Origin of the sequence: Alienimonas californiensis, assembly GCF_007743815.1 — a bacterium.
In the GTDB taxonomy this organism is placed as follows: Bacteria; Planctomycetota; Planctomycetia; order Planctomycetales; family Planctomycetaceae; genus Alienimonas; species Alienimonas californiensis.
The window spans coordinates 4,893,328-4,909,126 of the sequence record NZ_CP036265.1; the positions used below are offsets into that span (position 1 = coordinate 4,893,328).

Sequence of the window (15,799 nt, forward strand, 5' to 3'; positions counted from 1 at the left end):
TTGTCGTTGCGCGGGGCTCAAATCAGAAGCAAGCGCCCCGGCCGGGCTCGAGTCAGGCCCGGCTCGATTCACACCCGGCCGAACAACTCGCGCAGCAGTCCGCGTTCGTGCAGAACGCCGATGACGGGGGCGTTCTCGCCCGTCTCCGGACGGGAGACCAGCAGGCCGACGGCGTCGCCTTCGCGGCGAAGTTCCGCCAACGCTTCCAGTCGGGTGGCCCCCTCCGAGATCCGCGGCAGCGTACGGAGCCAGTCCCGCGGCGGACCGTCGCCCACGGCGACGTCCACGGCGCGGACGTAGCCGACGAAGCGGACGGAGTCCCGGTTCGCTTCATGCCGGTGCGCCGCGCTGCCGTTCGTCCCGTGCCCGACGGCCCCGAGGTCGACCGCGGTGAGCAGAATCTCGCGGACGCCCAACGCGGCGGCCTTCGCCAGCAGTTCCGCACGGGTGCAGTCCAGCGGTAGCGAAACGGCCCGTTCCGGCGGGGCGGCCCGATCGCGCGCCGGGCCGGGGGCGGCGTGCAGCACGTTTTCCGTCAACCGGTCCTGCACGTCCGTCAGCAGCCCGGCCCGGTGGCCCTCGTCCAGCACCTCGATCAGGCGCCCGCGGCCCAGCACGCCGCCGACCCGGCGGGAGTTGCTCGCACCGTCGCGTTCCAACAGACGGGCCAACCCGGCGAGGGGAATGGCGACCGGGGCCGCGACCCAAAAGATCGCCAGCAGAAACGAGCTTTGCCGACCGAGGAAATGCGACGGAGCCAGATAGCACAGCCGCTTGGGCAGCAGTTCGCCGCAGACGAAGACGACCGGGCTGATCAGCCAGGTGGCGACGACCTCCGTCGCCCCGCCGCCGCCGGGCGTGGTGACGGCCGCCACCGCCACGCCGACGGCCGCCGTCGTGAGATAGTTCGCCACGTTGTTGCCGATCAGCAGCGTGGCGACGAACCGGGCCGGGTCCTCCGCGAACCGCAGCATGCGGGCCGCCCGCCGCTTGCCGGCGGCGGCGTGAAAGCTCAGCCGGAGCGTGGAGATCCGGTAGAACGCCGTCTCCGCCCCGCTGAACTGGGCGGACATGTAGACCCCGAAGACGAACAACCCCGCGGCGGTCAGGAGGACGACCGTCATGCGTTCCCCCCCCGCCCGGATGCGCCGCGGCCGCGGTCCCGCCCCGACCGTTCGCGCCCGACCTCCGCCGGCGGGTAATCGGCGATCCGTTCGACTCGCACCTGCCGCACGTCCGAGCCCTCGACCGCCTCGACCGTCAACCGCAGGCCGTGCCATTCGCAGCCGTCGCCGGGCTCCGGGAGCTGTTCCAGTTCTTCCAACAGCAGGCCGGTGACGGTGACGGGGTCGGTCTCCTCCAAATCGTCCGGCAGGTCCAGTCGTTTGAGGAGGTAGCGGAGCGTCGTCAGACCGGCGACCTCCCAGCGCGGCGGCTCGTCGGCGGACTGCGGACACAGCCGAATCGGATCGCTCCGCAGCAGGCGACGAGCGCGGCTGGCGTCCGGACGCAGCACGGCGTCGACCACATCGTCAAAGGTCACGACCCCGACGACCTCGCCGTATTCATTCACCACCCCCGCTGCGGGGCGGCCGGTTTCGGCCAGCAGCGCCCAGGCCGCCGCCGCGGAGGCGCACCACGGCAGAAACGGCAGGGGCACCGCCCGGCCGTCCAGCCGCGGGTCGGGATCGTTGGGGTTCGGGCCGAGCGCCGACGAGGCGGAGTCCAAGATCAGCACCCGCTGGGCGTCCGCCGCGGAGGGGTTGGGCGGCGGAGCCCCGTCCTCCGGCGGTCCCTCCGGGTCCACGACCGCGACGAACCCACCGGCGGGCGTCCGCCCGCCGAGGTGCGACCGCCGCACCGGGCTCGGCAGCGTGAGGTAGGCGCCCCGCGGTCGCATGATCTCCTCGGCGGTGACGTCCGATAGCTCAAGCACATTGCGCAGCACCTGACGCTCCGGCCCGGCGAGTTCCCGCGTCGCCGTGGCGGCCTCGACGGCATGCTCCAGGTCGTCGGCGCTGAGGTACTCCTCGGTCTCCAGCTTCGGCCAGAAGGTCCGGGTCAGCGCCCGCGTGAGAGCGTCCAGCCGCGGCGAGAGCGGATCGACGGCCCGCACCGCCAGGCCCAGCGGCAGCGCGACGAGGCCGGCGATCATTTTCGGCGCCGCCACCGCGACGCTTTTGGGAAGGACCTCTCCGAGCAAAATGATGCTGGCGAGCCCGCCGAGCCCGATCATCCCCGCCGCGGTCGCGTAGCCCTCGTGCAGCATCGTCTCGGCGACGACGACGCTGACGACGAAGTAGGTGAGGTTCGTCAGCAGGTTCCAGAACAGCACCGCGGAGAGCAGCCGGTCCGGCTGGTCGAGCAGCCGGGCCGCCGCCCGCTGCGGGGCGGAGCCGCGGGCCAGTTCGCGCTGATCCTCCGGCGAGAGGAAGAACAGGGCGGTCTCGCTGCCGGAGAAGAACCCGCTGACCAGCGTGAGCGCCAGCATCACGAGGCCGCCGGGCAGCCACAGGGCCGTGGGGGGGAAGGCGTCCGGCACCGTCAGCGTGCCCGGCCCGGACCCGCGGTCCGGCTCCCGTGGAGCAGGGCGGGGCGGGTCACTCCTTGCCCCCGCCCAACGTCACGCCGAACTCGCTGACGGCCGGCACCAGCATCGCCGCCGCGGCGAACCCGTACGCCGCCCCCACCGCCAGCAGACAGCCGAGCGGTTCGTTCAGCAGGTAGGCGGTGATCGCGTAGAACGTCATGAACGGCAGCACGAACGCCGCCGCGGAAAGCGCGTTGCTGGGCTGGCTCCAGTTGAAGCTGATCAGCAGCAACACCGATCCGAAGCCGATGAACAGCAGAAAGCTCTGGAACTGGAGGAAAAAGTTGCTGCGGGCCTCGATGAGGAGCAACCAGAACACCGCCAGGCCGAGGCTCAGAAAGAAGACCGTCCCGAGGCTGTGGGCGATCGCGCGCCGACTGCTGGCGTGCCCCGCCGCCGCGTGCAGGCCCAGCGCCGCGCAGAACACCGCCAGCACGGCGTAGCCCAGCACGAGGTACACGAAGTCCTCCGCACCCAACGCCCCGCGCGCCAACAGCACGACCGCGGGGATCAGCGGGGCGAGCAGCACCTCCTTCGTGTTGAACAGCACGCCGCCCAGCTTGCCGAGGGTGAACTCCCGGGCCGAGAGGTCCGTGGCGAGCAGCAATTCGAGGGTGTTCCCGTCCCGTTCGGTCGTCAGCGCCGTGACTGCCTGGGCGTTCACGAGGATCAGGCCCAGCAGGCCCAGTCCGGTGAGCGTCGCCGCCGCCCCGACGCCGCCGTCCCCGCCGGCGGCGGGCAGGGCGAACGCCGCCGCCGCACACAGGGCCACGAAGGCCAGTTTGATGAAGATCGCCTTTCGCCCGTAGGCCCGCGTGCGAATCTCCCGCCACAGCACGGGGTTCGCCCAGACCGGCCGGACGGCGCTGCGGCGGGTCGCGGCGGCCTCCTCGATGACGGCGTCCCCGCTGGGTTCCGCCGCCGGAATGTTGACGTGCCGGGTCGGGTTCCAGGCCCGCAGTCGCCAGACCGTCACCCCGCCCAGAGCCGCCGCGAGCAGCGTCATCGCCGCAACCGGTTCGAGCGCGGAGACCGTCGCCGGCCCGGAAAACGCCCCGTCCGCCGCCCCCGCCGCGGGATTCATCAGGCCGAGCAATCCCCGGAACGGATTCAACGCCGCCGCCCATCGGCCGACTTCCGACCCCGGCCCGGCGAGTCGCACCGTGGCCTCCGTGGCGGCAAGCCAGCCGACGAGGCCCAACACGCCCAAGGCGAGGCTCTGGAACGTCTTCTCCCGCCAGAAGGCGCACAGGCTGCCCCACGTCCCCGCCGCCAGCGACGCCGCGGCGCACAGGGCCAGGGACCAGACGATCTGTTCCACGCTCACCCCACCGGCGAGCCGCAGCAGAAAGAACACGGGTGCCCCGCAGGCGATCAGCGCCGCCACGCCCAGCAGACTGGCGGCCAGCTTGCCGAGCACCAGTTCGACGCTCCGCAGATCCGTCATCAGCAACAGGATGAGGGTGCGGCGGTCCTTTTCCTGGGCGACGTTCCCCGCCGCGAACAGCAGGGCGAAGAACAGGCAGAGCGTCAGTTGGACCGTGGCGAGCAACTGAAACGCCAGCGCCCCGAAGCGGGCCCGCCCGGCGGCGGACAGATCGCCGGTGAGGCCGACCAGCGCCTTCTCCGCCGTGTAAAGCAGCACGAACAGCGCCAGCACGTAGCCCGCCCGGAGCACGAAATGGCGAACCGACCGCGGTGCGGTGCGGGCCTCCCGGAGAAAGATCGGGCCGGTGAGCAACGGAAACGCGGGGACTCGGGGCAGGGACGCGGCGGGCGAAGTGTAACGCCGGCCGGCCGGGACGCATGCGTCCGCCGCAGCCTTCGCCGCGGCGTTCCGCTGCCGGCCGGCCAGGCGAACGGCATTCACGCCGCGGGGACGCTTCGTCCGCGACGGGTCCGGGGGAGTTTGACGATTGCGTTCGTTGCACTGGCAACGGATGGCGGGGGAGGGTTCTGCCGACGCGACCGCCGATGACGGCGGTGCGGTCTCGTTCGGCAAGTCCGGCGGCGCCGCAGATCGGGATTGAACCTCTTCGCACGGGCGATCGGATGACACGGCCCCCCCTCAACGTCCCGTCGCTGTCTCGTCGCGGCTCCCGGGCTGCGCGGCTGCGTCGTGCGGCCGGCGCCGGCTGCGTCGCGGCCCTGGTGGCTCTGCCCGGCTGCGCCGGGTTCGGCGGGAAAACCCAGGCGGAGCCGAAGCTGACCTACCTCGGCGACGCCCGGCCGGCGGAGCACATCGAGTCCGGCGCCAAGATTTCCTACGCGCACGGCGTGGAAAACGACGTGCGGCCGCTGTTGAACGGCGCCGCCCCGCGCACCATTGCGGATATGTCAAAGGCGGAGATCTGGGATCTGGAGCTCGACGCCGCGGTGAAGATTGCGCTGGAACGCAGCGAAATCCTCCGCACCGTCGCCCCCCGCGGGAACGTCACCGGTTCCGGCTTCCAGACCGCGACGCTTTCCAATCCGGACGGCGCCCCCAGCCTGTTCGACCCGGCGATCGCCCAAACGGGCGTGCTATTCGGTAACCGCGGCGTTGAGGCGGCGCTGGCGGACTTCGACGCCAACTTCACCTCCTCGCTGCTGTTCAACCGCAACGAAACGCTCGGCAACAACTTCGGCGCCGGCGGGACCAGCGGCGCCGTGACCGGCGCCGGCGGCGGGACCGGCACCGGCGGGCTGCCGGGCACCGGCGGGACCGGCGCCGGCGCCGGCGCCGGCGGGGGCTTCGGCACCGGGGCCCTCCTGCCCGGCGAGACCACCACTAACTCCGCCACCTATTCCAGCAGCCTGAACAAAACGCTCGCCACCGGCGGCACCGTCAGTTCGTTCGGGAACGTGAACTACCTGGACAGCGACCCCTCCTTCGGCCTGTTCCCGAACAACTACACCACCAACGTCGGCCTGCGGTTCACCCAACCGCTGCTCGCCGGCTCCGGGGTGGAGTACACCCGCATCGCCGGGCCGCGCAACCCGAACTTCTCCGCCATCACCGGCGTGAACCAGGGCGTCGTGATCGCCCGGATCAACGAGGACATCAACCTGCTCGACTTCGAGCGGAACGTCCGCGACCTCGTGAAGGGCGTCGAGGATTCCTACTGGAACCTGTACAACGCCTACCGGCAGTACGACACCCGGCTGGCCGCCCGCAACAGCGCCCTGGAGACCTGGCGCCGCCTGCGGAACTCCGCCGACGTCCGCAACCTGCGGGCCGACGAACTCACCGCCGCGGAGTCCGCCGACGGGGTGCAGACCGTCGCCTACCGCGCCCTGCAGGAGCAGGGGTTCGGGAACAACGAGGAGCCGCTCCCGGCGCAGCTCGCCCAGGCGGAGAACCAATATTTCCAGCAGAAATCGCTGGCGACGCAGTCCCTGAACCAGATCTACGCCGCCGAAGCCGAACTGCGGCGGGTGATGGCGTTGCCGGTGAACGACGGCCGCGTGATCCGTCCCGCGACCGAGCCGATTACTGCCCCGTTCGAGCCGGAGTGGCACTCCAGCCTGGCGGAAGCGCTGTGCCATCGGCCGGAGCTGCGTCAGCAGAAGTTCCGGGTCAAATCGCTGGAACTTCAGCTCCGGGCCGCCCGCAGCCTGACCCAGCCGACGCTGAACCTCGTCTCGCAGTACCAGGTCAACGGCTTCGGCGACGACCTGATCGCCGACGAGGACGAATCCAGCGCCTTCGGCACGCTCGCCGACGCCGAGCAGACCGGCTGGCAGCTGGGCGTCGAACTGAGCGCCCCGATCGGCTTCCGGCAGGCCCACCTCCAGGTGCGGAACCTGGAATACCGGCTGACGAAGGCCCGCCGGGTGCTCGCGGCGCAGGAGTTGGACGTCTCGCACCAGCTCGCCGACGCCTTCCAGCAGGTCGCCCTGCGGCACGCGACGGCCACGAACTTCTACAATCAGATCGGCGCCGCCCAGGAGCGGTTGCGGATCCTCACGGACGCCTTCGACGCGGGGAACCTGCGGACGGACTTCCTGCTGCGGGCCCAGTCGGACCTCGCCGTCGCGGAAGGGGCCTACTTCGAGGAGATCGTCGCCTACAACCAGGCCCAGGCGCTGCTCCAACTGACGAAGGGCACGTCGCTGGACGCCAACGGCGTGTATCTGGCCGAGGGCATGTGGACGCCGAAGGCCTACCAGCAGGCGATGCGGCGGGCCTGGGAACGCAGCCACGCCCTGCCGGCCCATCATCTGCAAACCAGCCCGGAGCCGTTCACCCAGGCGGAGGACGAACGGGCCTGCCCGCAGTTCCTGACGAACGGCTGCCCGCCCGGCGCGGCGTTCCTGCCGCAGCAGACTCCGACGAACTTCGTGCCTGGCCCGCTGCCCCCGCCGGCGCCGGTCCCCGAACCGACGCCCGAGGAGGCCGCCGCCGCCCGTGAACGCGCCCGTCGCGACGGCGCCGGTCCCGTGCTCGCCCCGGCCCCGGCTCCGGCCCCGCTGCCGATGAAGGAGCCGCGGAACCCCGCGCCGCCGATCAGTGAGCCGAGCGTCCAGCCGCCCGTCCCGCCGGCCGGGGAACGCTCCCCCGGCGGGAGCCGGGAGACGCCGCTCTCCCCGAGCGACCTCGTGCCGGGCCTGGAGAACGTAATGCCCAACGAGTTGGACGTGGACGCGATCCTGGAGGGTCTGGACCTGGACGCTCCGACGCCGAACGCCCCGCAGAACGGGGCGGGCGAGGCGCCGGCCGGGGAGCCGCTGTCCGCCGCGGACGCGATTCGCAACGCCCGCCGGGCGCAGCTGATGAACGGCGCCGGCTGGCGTGCCCCGCAGTCGACCGCCCCGCAGTTGACCGCCCGGGTGACGCCGGCCTCCGCCGCGGTGCCCGCGGCTCCGGCCCCGGCGCCCGCCGTGGTTTCCCCGACCTTCGTGCCGCCGGCCGAACCGGCGGCCGAGGACGAGGCGAAGCACTGGCGCCCGCTGCGGGCGAGCCGTTCCACGGCGTCGTTCCCCGTCGCCCCCGCGGCGCCGTCGCCGCGGTTCGTCACGCCGCGGACGGTCGCCCCGGCCGTCCAGGAACAGCCGGTGAGCCTCGGCGAGTGGGTCTCCGGCGACTGACGGACGACGCCGGAGAACGGCTGACGGAAAGAGCGACGAACGCCGGGCCGCACGCGGTCAGGCGTTCGTCCATTGGGCGAGGCGGGACAGCACGGCCGCGGCGGCCCCCTCGTCGAGCGCCGCGGCGGCCCGGGCGGCGGCGGCCCGAGGGTCGCTCTCCGCCCCGACGGCCAGCAGCCCCGCGGCGGCGTTCGCGACGACGATCGCCCGGGCCGGGCCGGCGTCCCCGTTCAGAACGCCGCGGATGACGGCGGCGCTGGCCTTCGGGCCGTCCGCCCGCAGATCGGCGGCGGTGCAGCCGGGCAGGCCGAGGGTCTCCGCGGTCCACGTCTCCCGCGTCACGCCCTCCGGCGTGACCACGAACACGGCCGTCTCGCCCCACAGGCTGACCTCGTCCAGTTCGTCGTTCCCGCAGACGACCAGCGACCGCCGCGTGCCCAGGGCGTGCAACGCCTCCGCCAGCAGGGCGGCGTGCTGCGTCGAGGCCGCCCCCAACAGCTGATGACCGGCCCCCGCCGGGTTCGTCAGCGGGCCGAGCAAGTTGAACAGCGTCCGCACGCCCAGCCCCTTGCGGACCGGCGCCGCGTGCCGCATCGCCCCGTGGGAGGCCGGGGCGTAGGCGAAACCGAGGCCCACCTCGCGGACGCACCGCCCGACCTGCTCCGGGCTCAGCGAGACGTTCACCCCCAACGCCTCCAGGACGTCCGCAGAACCGCTATTCGAGCTGACGGAGCGGTTCCCGTGCTTCGCCACCCGCACCCCGCAGGCCGCGGTGACCAGCGCGGCGGCGGTGGAGATATTGAATGTGTGCAGGCCGTCCCCGCCGGTGCCGCAGGTGTCCAGCAGCGGGTCGGGGGAACCGTCCGCGGCGGGGGGGACGGGAACGGGGGTCATCCTGCGCCGCATCGCCGTGGCGGCGCCGACCAGCTCGCCGGCGACTTCCCCCTTCATCCGCAGGGCGATCAGTAGCCCGGCGAGGGCATGGGGGTCGGCGGCGTCGTCCATCACCGCCTCGACCGCCTCCCGCATGCGGTCCACGGGGACGTCGCGGCCCTGCAGCGCCAGGGACAGCGCCCGCCGGACGGGGTTGGAGGGACGATTTGTGGCGGGTGCGGTCATCGTCGGCCAACGTGGTTCGGGCGCCGCCAAACCGCAAGCGGGGGACGAGCCGGCCCGGTTCCGGTAAGATGGATCTCCCCTGTCGCCGTCGCCCCGCCGCGCCCGTTCGATGCCCCGGAAGCTCATCATCGACGCCGACCCCGGCATCGGGGACGCCCTGGCCATCACGCTGGCGGTCCTCGATCCGGAAATCGAACTGCTGGCCGTCACCGCGACCGCCGGTTGCGTCGACGGCCCGACCGCGACCCGCAACGTCACGGCGCTCCTCACCCTGCTGGACCCGGACAAACGTCCGAAGGTCGGCGCCTGCGAAACGGGCGACGCCGGCGCCGGCGTCGGCTTCGGCGGGGAGGAGCTGGACTGGGCCGCGGTGAACGGGCCGGACGGCTTGGGCGCGTGGAAACTGCCGGATGTGGAACTGTACGCCCCCCGCGATTCGCCCCGCCTGCTGGTCGAACTGGTCCGCGAGCACGAGGGCGAAGTCACCCTGCTGACGCTTGGGCCGCTGACGAACGTGAAGCTCGCTGCCGAACGCTGGGGCGGGTTCTACGACGCGCTGGCCGGGCTGGTGATCGCCGCCGGGACGGTGGAGGGCGGGGGGGACGCGACCGCCGCCGCGGAGTTCAACGTCGCCGCCGACCCCCTCGCCGCCCGCAGCGTGCTGACCGGGCGGGCCGCGAAAACGCTTGTTCCGCTGGACGTCACCCGGCAGCCGGTGCTCAGCCCGCCGGCCTGGGAGGCGGTGAAGGGGACGCTCGACGGCGGGGCGGGGGAGTTGCTCGCACAAATGCTGCCCTGGGCGCTGCGGGCGAACCACCAGCACTTCGGCGTGGAGGGGATCAGCCTGCAGGAGCCCACCGCGTTGGCCGCCGCGATCCGCCCGGCGCTGTTCGAGCGGGAGGAGATGGCCGTCGACGTCGAAACCGCCGGCGACCTGACCCGCGGGATGACGGTGTTCGACCGCCGCGGCGTCCGTCGCTGGCAGACCAACGTGGAAGTCGTCCGCGAGGTCGACGCCCCCGGCGTGCAGGATTGGGTGATCGACCTGCTGACCAATCGGCGTTGAGCGTCCGCTGCGGATCTGGTTCTTGTTTCTAGAGATTTGGGATTTTCCCTGTGCGTGATTGGTTCCGCAATCTGACAACCGCCGTCGTGACGGTCGCCCAGGGGATGGGCGTCACGTTGCTGGCGGCGTTGCGCACCTACCGTCGCAAGACCTACACCGAGGCGTACGAGTATCCGGAGAAGCCCCTGCCGGTCGCCGCCCGCTACCGCGGCTTCCATCGCTTCGATCTGACGGCGTGCATCGGCTGCGATAAGTGCGCCGTCGCCTGCCCGGTGGACTGCATCTACATCGACAAGACGATGGACACGGGGCCCGACGGGAAGAAGGGCTTCCGCGTCGACGGCTTCACGATCGACTATACGAAGTGCATGTTCTGCGCCCTGTGCGTCGATCCGTGCCCGGTGGACTGCATCTTCATGGGCTCCACCCACGACTTGAGCTGCTACACCCGGGACGGGTGCAGCGTGGACTTCGCCAAGCTCCCGCTGGAGGCCGCCTGGGGCCGGGCGACCCTGAATCCCACGGTCGTCGCCGAGAGCAAGTCGCTGGACGCCCCGGTCTGGGTGAAGGGCGAACCGGGCATGCCGGCGCCCAACGGGGCGGCGGTGCTGCCGGTGATCGAGAAGCCCGCCGCGGCCTGAGCCGGCCGATTCCGCGTGGAAACGGCGGGTCGGACTTTAACGACGACGCGGCCGGCGCCGGGTGCGGTTGGCTTTCCGGCCGATGAAGGGAAAGATAGGAACGTCCCGGGTTGCGCCACGCGGGCGTCGAGACTGCGATCGCCGCATCGCCCCGGTCCCCCCCGCCGCCCGTTCCCTGCCATGACTCGCAGCGCCGATCTCTCCCCGACCGCCAGTCCGCCCGGACGTTCGATCGGTCGGCCCTCGGCCCTGTTCACCGCGGAGCGGGCGACCGCCACGCTGCCGCTGGTCCGTCGGATCGTCGGCGACGCCGTCCCGCTGGCCCACGATCTTGCCGAACGCCGCGCCCGGCTCGCCTGGGTCCGCCGCACGCCCGGTTCGAAACGGCATCACGACGGCCCGCACGCGGAGGAGCTGGAGGATGTCGAACGCGAACTCGGCCGGGACGCCGACCGCCTCAGCGGGTACGTCGCGGAGATCCGCCGGCTCGGCGCCGTGCTGCGGGACGCCAGCGGGGGGCTGGTGGAGTTCCCCGGCCCCCGCGTCACGGCGGACGGCGAGGCCCGCGACGGCTTCTACAGTTGGCGGCCGGGCGAAGACGCCGTGACCCATTGGCGCCCCGCCGCCGCCGACCCCGCCGACCGGGCCCCGCTACGGTCGCTCGCCGCCCCCGTCGGCGCCGCGGCGGATCTTCCCGCCGTCGATCACGCCGCCTAGTCCTTCCCCCTGCGTTCGTCATAGGAGAGGGACACGATGGACCTCGCCGGCCACCTGCTGATCTTTGCCGCCGCCGCGGTCGCCGCGCTGGCGGCTCCGCTGACGCTCGGCCGGTTGATCCGTCCGAAGAACCGCACGCCGGATAAGGCGGCAATTTACGACTGCGGCGAGGAGGCGATCGGCAGCAGCTATGTGCGGTTCGACCTGCGGTTCTACGTCGTGGCGCTGCTGTTCATCGTGTTCGACGTGGAGCTGGCGTTCCTGTTCCCCTGGGCCGCGGTCTACGGCAGCACGATCGCCCTGACGGACCCGGCGCTCACCGAGTCGACCCGGCTGCTCCTGACCGAACGCCTCGGCGGGCACGCCGTCGGCACGCTGCCCGCGGACGCCCTGCTAAACGCCGGCGACGCCACCCGCCTCGCCGTCGCCGGGGCCGCCGATCTGGCGGTGTTCTTCGGCGTGCTGTTGGTCGGCTTCGCCTACATCTGGAAGCGGGGCGACCTGGACTGGGTGAAGACCGTCGCCGGGCAGGCCCGCCAAGACGCTGCGAGGAAAGCCTGACGTGACCGCTGCCGACCTCCACACCGCTCTCCGCGACCGCTTCGGCGACGCCGTGCGGGATCTGCGCGCGGCGACCGATCCTTGGATCGAGATCGCCGCCGACGCCGTGCCGGACGTGTTGACGCACCTGCGGGACGAGCACGGCCTGCGGCACCTCAACGATCTGACCGCCTACGACTTCGCCCCCCGGGCGGGCGAGGAAGGGAAGTACCAGGGGGAGCCGCGGCTGGAGGTCGTCTACCGCCTCTCCAACTTCCCGCTGACGCAGGCGCACACGCTCAAAGTCGTCCTGCCCCGCGGCACGAACGACGACCTGCCAGAGGTCCCCAGCGCCAGCGGGATCTTCCCCATCGCGGAGTGGCACGAGCGGGAGACGTTCGACCTGCTCGGCGTGAACTTCACCGGTCACCCGAACCTCTGCCGCATCCTCACCTCCGACGACTGGGTCGGCCACCCGCTGCGGAAGGACTACGAAATGCCGGAGGAATACGGCGGCATTCGGTGTCGGTGAGTCGCCAAGTCGCGGAGGCCCCGCGGGGCCTCCGCGTTACAATCCTCCGGGGCTTCGCCTGGAAGGCGATGGCCAGCCGTGCGACTTCGCGTCGTTGATCCCGCCGGTTTACTGCGGGTAGGCGGTTCCTCCGGGAACAGTCATCGGGGGTTCGATTCCCCCCCGGGCGAAGCCCTTTTTAGCTCTGAGGATTGATGAACGCCGTCGCCGCCCCGCCGCTCGACCCGCGGACGATCGAGTTCGACGTCCGCACCGAGGAGATGCTCGTCAACATGGGGCCGCAGCACCCCAGCACGCACGGCGTGCTGCGGCTGCTCCTCCGCACCGACGGGGAGATCGTCCGCGAGTGCACGCCGCACATCGGCTACCTGCACCGCTGCGCGGAGAAGATCGGCGAGAACCTCACGCCGGCCCAGTACATCCCGTACACGGACCGGATGGACTACCTCGCCGCGATGAACATGAACCTCGGCTGGTCCTGCACCGTCGAGAAAATGCTGGGGATCGACGTGCCGGAGAAGGGCCGGCACCTGCGGGTGGCGATCGCGGAGTTGGGCCGAATCGCCTCGCACCTGTTGGGTATGGGGGCGTACGGGTTGGACCTCGGGTCGTTCAGTCCGTTCCTGTACGCGTTCCGCGAACGGGAGATGATCCTCGACCTGTTCGAACACGTCTGCGGCGCCCGGCTGACCTACAGCTACCTCACCCCCGGCGGGGCGACGCACGACCTGCCGGAGGTCGTCCCGATGCCGCCCGGTCTCGCCGCGATGACCGGCGTGCCGGAGGGAACCGAAATGAGCTGGTGCGACGTCGTCCGGCACTTTCTCACCTGGTTCGAGCCCCGGATCGAGGAGTACCACACGCTGCTGACCCGCAACGGGATCTTCATCAAACGCACCGCCGGTCTCGGCGTGATGGACGCCGACATGGCGATCGGCCACGGCTGCACCGGCCCAGTCCTCCGCGGCAGCGGCGTCGACCACGATCTCCGCCGCGACGGCGAGGAGATCTACACGCGGCACTACGACGACTACGACTTCGACATTCCCGTCGGCCCGTTCCCCGAGGCCCCGCCCGAAGCCGTCCTCGGCGACAACTGGACGCGGTTCTACGTCCGGATGATGGAGGTCGTGCAGAGCGTCGGCCTGATCCGGCAGGCTCTGGACCGCTACGAGGCGACCGACGGCCCCTTCCGCGTCGCCCACCGCTGGAACCAGAAATTGCCGAAGGACGAGGTCTACCTCGAGACCGAGTGCCCCCGCGGGCAGATGGGCTTCGGCATCGTCGGCGACGGCAGTCCGATCCCGCTGCGGGCCCGGGCGAAAAGCAGTTCGTTCTGCAATCTCTCCGTGATCGGCCCGCTGAGCGTGGGCTGCTTTATCGCGGACGTGCCGTCGATCCTGGGCAGTCTCGACGTGGTGATGGGGGAGATCGACCGCTGAGTCCGCGGGGGTCGAACCTTTCGGCGGGCGTCGTGGTCTTTACGAACGGGGCGGGTGGCTTTACGATCCCCCCGCCTTCCGGCGACGCCGCTTTCGCCGCGTTCGGAACGCTTCGCCGTCGTAGCTCAGCTGGTAGAGCGACGCTCTCGTAAAGCGTAGGTCGTGGGTTCAAATCCCACCGACGGCTTTTTCATTCTTCACGGTGTGTCGGTCAACGGGACCGAAGGGGTGCGGCGGCGGGGGTCGCGGCGCCGTATGATCGGATGAGACGTTCGTCCCCCCTCGTTCCGAGGCTCTCGTGATTCGTACCTCCAGTTCTTCCACGCGCTCCGGGGCGACGCCGGCTGACAGATCGCGGAAGGACGATACGGTGGAGCAGACCGGCGGCGTGACGCAGTTCCTACCGGGGGTTCGGATCGGAGATCCGGACGCCGTCGGGGAGGTCGCCCGTCAGTATCTCCCCCGGGTCGTCCGCCTGTTGGAGCGAAAACTGCGCGGTTTACGGGCCGCCGACGCCGAGAATGTCGCCGGCAGCGTGTTTCTCGCCCTCTGGAATCACGCCGGCGGGGGCCGATTCGGGGCCGGCACGCTCAGCGATTCCGAAGATCTGTGGCGCTGGCTGCTCCGGGTGACCGACCGGAAGGCGATCGACTACGCCCGCCGGGAGAAAGCCGCGAAGCGAGGCGGCGGCCGCACCCGCGGGGCCGGCGACGTGTTCTCCGCGGAGGGGCCGTCCGACGGGCTGGACGGCGCCGCCTCCGTCGAGCTGTCGCCCGCGGATCTGGCCGCCTTCGCCGACACCTTCGAGAGGCTGATGGCGTCCCTCCCGAACGACCTGACCCGCGAGGTGGTGGTCGGCCGCCTGGAATCCCGCACCAGCGGCGAGATCGCCCGGGCGTTGGGCGTTTCGCCGAAAACCGTCAAGCGGAAGCTTTCCGGGATCCGCGATCTCATCCGCTCCGGCGTCATCGACGGGCTTGCCCCGCCGACGGCCCGACGCGGGAGCGGCGACGACGTGCCCGAGGACGCGGACGACTGAAACCCGGCGAGCGGCCCTCGCTGGAGGCGTCCGCGGCGACGTCGGTTCCTCAGGAGGCGAGATCCCGCCACAGCCGCCGCCGTCCCCAACCGCGACGCAGGAACTGAGCCTGCAGTTCGCCGCGGCTGGAGACGCCGAAGTGCTTGTAGATGCGATGCACCTGTTTGTGCACCGTGCCCTCGGAGACGTTGAGCACGCCGGCCACCTCTTTCTCGAGCAGCCCGTCGAGCCAGTAGTGCAGGACGGTGCGGGCGCGATGGGTGAGGGCGTCCGGCGAGGCGTCGCCCGGGTGACTCAACCGGCGACCGGCCGAGGCGAGTTCCCGCACCGCGACGCGGGTCAGACGGGCGCCGATCGCACTCGGTTCAGCGTCGCCCGCCGGGCCGAGGAGCAGGACGAGTTCGCGGCCGGAGCCGTCCCGCCAGACCAACGCCGTCCCCACCCGGGAATCGCCCGCCGGCCCCACCCGCGGCGCCGGCGGGGGCGAGTCGGGAAGATCGCCGGCCATCAGGGGCTTGGCGACGAACGCTTTTCGATTGGCCTCGGCGGCGGCGTCGGGCAGTGCCTCGACCGAGCTCCGGGCCGTCGCGAGCAGGGCGGCGCGGGAGGTCCGCAACCCGCGGGAACTGGACTTCCGCCGTAACGCCCGCCATTCGCCGCTCGGCAGCACGACGCCGCTCTGCGGAAACACGACCGCCGCCCGGTCGGCTCCCGTCCACTTTCGGACGGCCCGCATCAGCAGCATCGTCCAGCACCCCGGGTTCTCGCCGCATTCCAAGCACTCCCGCGCCACGCGGCAGGCCTCCGACACCTGGCCCACCGTTAGGCGACGGCGCGGGGCGCCGCGGTCGGGACGGTCCTCGTCGGCACGCGGAGACGCTTCCTGCATCATCGAAAACGGCGTGTGCGAAGCGGTGAGCCGCGTCATGGGAACGGTTCGTCCGAGGTGGAGGGGAGGGCAGGAACTGATCAGTCCACTCCCATGAACGGAAACCGCCGTCGCAGGGGGACACCCGCGGTCGCATTCCTCCCTCACCGAACAA

General features: G+C 71.4%; 13 protein-coding genes and 1 tRNA gene. 9 read left to right on the forward strand and 5 right to left on the reverse strand.

Annotation, left to right across the window (positions count from 1 at the left end):
• Positions 1-68: 68 nt before the first annotated feature.
• From CA12_RS19365 to CA12_RS19375, 3 genes are read right to left on the reverse strand one after another with little or no spacing between them, the layout of a single operon-like run.
• Positions 69-1,124: a DUF21 domain-containing protein gene (locus CA12_RS19365; RefSeq protein WP_165700872.1), complete on the reverse strand. Its 1,056-nt coding sequence runs from the start codon at positions 1,122-1,124 to the stop codon at positions 69-71.
• Positions 1,121-2,542, reverse strand: a complete 1,422-nt coding sequence (locus tag CA12_RS19370) for a CNNM domain-containing protein (protein WP_145360783.1) — start codon at positions 2,540-2,542, stop codon at positions 1,121-1,123. Before CA12_RS19370 ends, CA12_RS19365 begins: the two co-directional genes overlap by 4 nt.
• A 58-nt stretch (positions 2,543-2,600) precedes the next feature.
• Positions 2,601-4,460, reverse strand: coding sequence for an ABC transporter permease (locus CA12_RS19375; RefSeq protein ID WP_242688037.1), 1,860 nt, complete (start codon positions 4,458-4,460; stop codon positions 2,601-2,603).
• 182 nt (positions 4,461-4,642) lie between these two features.
• Here CA12_RS19375 and CA12_RS19380 point away from each other — a divergent pair, with 182 nt between their 5' ends.
• Complete coding sequence (locus CA12_RS19380; protein ID WP_145360784.1) at positions 4,643-7,660, forward strand: TolC family protein; 3,018 nt, start codon at positions 4,643-4,645, stop codon at positions 7,658-7,660.
• Between the two features lie 57 nt (positions 7,661-7,717).
• Here CA12_RS19380 and trpD read toward each other — a convergent pair whose 3' ends face one another.
• A complete protein-coding gene (gene trpD / locus CA12_RS19385) occupies positions 7,718-8,779 on the reverse strand; it encodes an anthranilate phosphoribosyltransferase (protein ID WP_145360785.1) in 1,062 nt (353 codons plus the stop codon).
• A gap of 109 nt (positions 8,780-8,888) precedes the next feature.
• Between trpD and CA12_RS19390 the strand changes: the two genes are divergently transcribed.
• From CA12_RS19390 to CA12_RS19425, 8 genes are all read left to right on the forward strand, one after another.
• Entirely contained in the window at positions 8,889-9,845 is a 957-nt protein-coding gene (locus tag CA12_RS19390; RefSeq protein WP_145360786.1) for a nucleoside hydrolase, read from the forward strand.
• A gap of 50 nt (positions 9,846-9,895) precedes the next feature.
• Positions 9,896-10,486 carry a NuoI/complex I 23 kDa subunit family protein gene (locus CA12_RS19395; RefSeq protein WP_145360787.1) on the forward strand — a complete coding sequence of 197 codons (591 nt, stop codon included), beginning with the start codon at positions 9,896-9,898 and terminating at the stop codon, positions 10,484-10,486.
• Positions 10,487-10,666: 180 nt separating this feature from the next.
• Positions 10,667-11,203 (forward strand): DUF2203 domain-containing protein, encoded by a 537-nt coding sequence (locus CA12_RS19400; protein WP_145360788.1) that lies wholly within the window; start codon positions 10,667-10,669, stop codon positions 11,201-11,203.
• Positions 11,204-11,239: 36 nt separating this feature from the next.
• The gene (locus CA12_RS19405) at positions 11,240-11,764 is read left to right on the forward strand and encodes an NADH-quinone oxidoreductase subunit A (RefSeq protein ID WP_145360789.1); all 525 of its coding nucleotides are present in this window, start codon (positions 11,240-11,242) and stop codon (positions 11,762-11,764) included.
• A 1-nt stretch (position 11,765) separates the two neighbouring features.
• Positions 11,766-12,275, forward strand: coding sequence for an NADH-quinone oxidoreductase subunit C (locus CA12_RS19410; protein WP_145360790.1), 510 nt, complete (start codon positions 11,766-11,768; stop codon positions 12,273-12,275).
• Positions 12,276-12,469: 194 nt separating this feature from the next.
• Complete coding sequence (locus CA12_RS19415; RefSeq protein WP_145360791.1) at positions 12,470-13,717, forward strand: NADH-quinone oxidoreductase subunit D; 1,248 nt, start codon at positions 12,470-12,472, stop codon at positions 13,715-13,717.
• 114 nt (positions 13,718-13,831) lie between these two features.
• Positions 13,832-13,904: transfer RNA gene (locus tag CA12_RS19420), tRNA-Thr, on the forward strand.
• Between the two features lie 111 nt (positions 13,905-14,015).
• Complete coding sequence (locus CA12_RS19425; protein WP_145360792.1) at positions 14,016-14,756, forward strand: RNA polymerase sigma factor; 741 nt, start codon at positions 14,016-14,018, stop codon at positions 14,754-14,756.
• Positions 14,757-14,805: 49 nt separating this feature from the next.
• On the opposite strand, the gene CA12_RS19430 is transcribed toward CA12_RS19425, so the two are convergent.
• Positions 14,806-15,684, reverse strand: coding sequence for a helix-turn-helix transcriptional regulator (locus tag CA12_RS19430; RefSeq protein ID WP_145360793.1), 879 nt, complete (start codon positions 15,682-15,684; stop codon positions 14,806-14,808).
• Positions 15,685-15,799 lie beyond the last annotated feature (115 nt).

Excerpts from the sequence above, each read along its gene's own strand:
- CA12_RS19365 (WP_165700872.1), bottom strand. The coding sequence starts at position 1,124 with ATGACGGTCGTCCTCCTGACCGCCGCGGGGTTGTTCGTCTTCGGGGTC.
- CA12_RS19380 (WP_145360784.1), top strand. The coding sequence starts at position 4,643 with ATGACACGGCCCCCCCTCAACGTCCCGTCGCTGTCTCGTCGCGGCTCC.
- trpD (WP_145360785.1), bottom strand. The coding sequence starts at position 8,779 with ATGACCGCACCCGCCACAAATCGTCCCTCCAACCCCGTCCGGCGGGCG.
- CA12_RS19390 (WP_145360786.1), top strand. The coding sequence starts at position 8,889 with ATGCCCCGGAAGCTCATCATCGACGCCGACCCCGGCATCGGGGACGCC.
- CA12_RS19400 (WP_145360788.1), top strand. The coding sequence starts at position 10,667 with ATGACTCGCAGCGCCGATCTCTCCCCGACCGCCAGTCCGCCCGGACGT.
- CA12_RS19405 (WP_145360789.1), top strand. The coding sequence starts at position 11,240 with ATGGACCTCGCCGGCCACCTGCTGATCTTTGCCGCCGCCGCGGTCGCC.
- CA12_RS19415 (WP_145360791.1), top strand. The coding sequence starts at position 12,470 with ATGAACGCCGTCGCCGCCCCGCCGCTCGACCCGCGGACGATCGAGTTC.
- CA12_RS19430 (WP_145360793.1), bottom strand. The coding sequence starts at position 15,684 with ATGACGCGGCTCACCGCTTCGCACACGCCGTTTTCGATGATGCAGGAA.